This window comes from Microbacterium sp., from assembly GCF_011620715.1.
Taxonomy (GTDB): domain Bacteria; phylum Actinomycetota; class Actinomycetes; order Actinomycetales; family Microbacteriaceae; genus Microbacterium.
The window spans coordinates 1-3,002 of record NZ_WOYP01000087.1; the positions used below are offsets into that span (position 1 = coordinate 1).

The 3,002-nt window shown below is 69.2% G+C and carries 4 protein-coding genes; 3 read left to right on the forward strand and 1 reads right to left on the reverse strand.

Annotation, left to right across the window (positions count from 1 at the left end; translation table 11 throughout):
- The 3 genes from QZV84_RS09290 to QZV84_RS09300 form a co-directional block, all read left to right on the forward strand.
- A partial coding sequence (locus tag QZV84_RS09290; protein WP_292828699.1) for an AAA family ATPase occupies positions 1-581 on the forward strand: 581 nt, incomplete at its 5' end.
- Positions 582-799: 218 nt separating this feature from the next.
- Positions 800-1,303, forward strand: coding sequence for an amino-acid N-acetyltransferase (locus tag QZV84_RS09295; protein ID WP_292828702.1), 504 nt, complete (start codon positions 800-802; stop codon positions 1,301-1,303).
- A gap of 79 nt (positions 1,304-1,382) precedes the next feature.
- Positions 1,383-2,105 carry a hypothetical protein gene (locus QZV84_RS09300; protein WP_292828705.1) on the forward strand — a complete coding sequence of 241 codons (723 nt, stop codon included), beginning with the start codon at positions 1,383-1,385 and terminating at the stop codon, positions 2,103-2,105.
- A 322-nt stretch (positions 2,106-2,427) separates the two neighbouring features.
- On the opposite strand, the gene QZV84_RS09305 is transcribed toward QZV84_RS09300, so the two are convergent.
- Positions 2,428-3,002, reverse strand: a 575-nt coding sequence (locus tag QZV84_RS09305) for an amino acid permease (RefSeq protein ID WP_292828708.1), incomplete at its 5' end; no start/stop codon positions are given.

The following is a 3,002-nucleotide window of genomic DNA, read 5'->3' on the forward strand; positions in this document are numbered from 1 at the left end:
TGACCGACGGTCAGGGCCGCATGATCGACTTCAAGAACACGGTCATCATCATGACCACCAACCTGGGTGCGCGCGACATCGCGGGCGGTCCGGTCGGGTTCCAGGTCGAGGGCGACACCGCGACCTCGTACGACCGCATGCAGGGCAAGGTCAAGGAAGAGCTCAAGCGGCACTTCAAGCCCGAGTTCCTCAACCGCGTCGACGACATCATCGTGTTCCCGCAGCTGTCCAAGCCTGAGCTCATCGAGATCGTGGACCTGTTCACGAAGCGCCTCAGCGAGCGCCTGCTCGACCGCGACATGACGATCGAGCTCTCGCTGGCCGCCAAGGAGCGCCTCATCGAGATCGGGTTCGACCCCGCGCTCGGTGCCCGGCCGCTGCGTCGCGCCATGCAGCACGAGATCGAGGACCGGCTATCGGAGCGCATTCTGCATGGTGAGCTCAACTCCGGCGACCACGTCACAGTGGACGCCGTGAACGGCGAGTTCATCTTCGAGAACGGACCGCGCGGCGAGAAGGTCGCCGTCGGCGTCGTCAACGCCGGCGAGATCACCGCGACGCCCGATCTCGCGGTGGGCTAGCGATTCGACGAACGGGGGGGTGGGTGCTTCGGCATCCGCCCCCCTTCGTCGTGCGCGGTGTCACGCGGCGGCGGCGCACAACTCCTGCAGACTTCGGCTCGGGCAGCCGCGACCCGGCGGAAAAACGCGGGCTGACGCCGCACAGCGGACCGAAGTGCAGGACCTATGCGACCGCGGGCCGCGAGGACGGGCATCACAGCGCGCCGTAGGCTGGCACGGTGAGCCAGTTCAGGGTGCGGGCGGCGCGGTCGGCAGACGTCCGCGCCATCCGCGACCTGTTGGAGCCCTACGTGCACCGGCGGATCCTGCTCGGCAAGGACCTGGTCGTACTGTACGAGGCGGTTCAGCAGTTCGTCGTCGCCGAGGACGAGAGCGGCCGAGTGATCGGCTGCGGCGCTCTGCACGTGATGTGGGAGGACCTCGGCGAGGTGCGCACCCTGATCGTCGCGGACGACTGGCTGCACCGCGGGGTGGGTCGCAGCATCGTCGAGGCGCTCGAGCAGAACGCGCGGACCTTGGGCCTCTCGCGCCTGTTCTGCCTCACGTTCGAGGTGGGGTTCTTCACTCGGCGCGGGTTCGCGCAGATCGGCGAGCAGGTCGTCGACCCCGACGTCTACTCGCAGCTCATCCGCAGTCCTGACGAGGGTGTCGCCGAGTTCCTCGATCTGGCCCACGTCAAGCCGAACACGCTCGGCAATACCCGCATGCTCAAGCGGCTCTGACCCTCCTGCGCCCGGCAGGATGCCGTCAGCCCGCGCGTGCCGCCCCGTCGCGCCGAGCGTCCGCGCGTAATCTGAGGGCATGAGCGGCGAACCTCCCCGCAGACGGCATTCCCCGGCGGTCTACCGACGTCGGCGGATCGTGCTGCTCGTGGCGCTGGTTGCCGTGGTCGCCGTGGTGTGGCTGCTCATCGCGCAGCCCTGGCGCGGCGCCGCTGCCGAGAGCGCGCCCGAGAGCCCGGCCCCGAAGCCGACCGCGACGCAGGCCGCGGCGACCGACCTGCCGGTGCCCGGCACGGTCACCCCGAGCGCCACGCCGACGCCCGAGCCGACGGCGGAGGTCACCGCCGAGCCGAGCGTCACCGCCTCCGCATCCCCCGGCGCGACGCCCACCGCGAAGCCGTGCGTGGCGCGCGACGTCGCGGTCGAGGCCCTGAGCGACCAGGACACCTACGAGCCCGGCCAGAACCCGCAGCTGTCGATCCAGCTCACGAACAACGGCGCGACCGACTGCACGCTCAACGTGGGCACCAGCGGCCAGGCGTTCACGATCGTCAGCGGCAACGACGTGTGGTGGCGCTCCACCGACTGCCAGACCGAGCCGAGCGACATGGTGGTGCTGCTGGCGGCGGGCCAATCGGTGGCCAGCGCCGCGCCGCTGACGTGGGATCGCACGCGCTCCTCGGTCAGCACGTGCGCCGACAGTGACCGGCAGAGCGCCCCCGGCGGGGGTGCCTCATACCATTTCAGCGTCGAGATCGGCGGCATCGCCTCGACGCAGTCGAAGCAGATCCTGCTCTACTGAGGGCGCTGATCCGACCTTCAGTCGCGTGAGACTGTCCCCCGAAGAGGGGACAGACGAGAAGCGATCTCCCCCGTACCGTTGTAAACAGCTCCCGTTTCGATTGCTCACAGCTGTCCCCAGCAGCGTCTCGTCCCCAGCGAGGAATTGAGCTTCCGGAGAGCACTTGGCCCTCTCGAGTCACTCCCCGCGCAGGGGGTGGCCCGAGGGGGCCGAGTCAATTCCGCGGTTCTCGCCCGCGAGGATGCCGCATCCCCGCCTCGAACGAGACGCGGGGCCGCAGCATCCCCCCGGACCACTGCGACCCCGCTGCCTGGCACGGGCATCAGGCCCTGGGCTCGTCGCCGAAGACCTCCTTCTCCATCGCGTCGTAGCCTTCCTCCTGCGGATCCCAGTGTTTGCCGTCCGACAGCGCGTACTCCTCCTCGGGGGAGAGCACGAGGCGATGGCGGAAGAACAGCGCGAATCCGATGAGGATCACGACGTACACGACGGCGATCGCGACGATCGCGGGTCGCGCCGGCTCGTTGATGAAGAAGCCGAAGAAGATCAGCACCGAGATCGCGCCGGCGATCACCGCGCCGGGGACGCCCCACGGGCTGCGGTACGGGCGGTGCGCGTTCGGGAACCTGCGGCGCAGGATCACGTACGAGATCATCTGCAGCGCGTAGGCGATCACCGCACCCCAGATCGCGATGTTGAGCACGATCGCACCCGCGACCCCGCCGGCGCCGCCGAGGGCGTCGACCAGGGCGAGCGCGACGAAGCCGATCACGGCCCCGACGACGAGCGCGACCCAGGGCGTCTGGCGTTTGCCGGTGAGGGAGAGGAACTTCGGGTAGTAGCCGGCGCGCGACAGCGAGTACATGTTGCGTCCGTATGCGAACATGATGCCCTGCA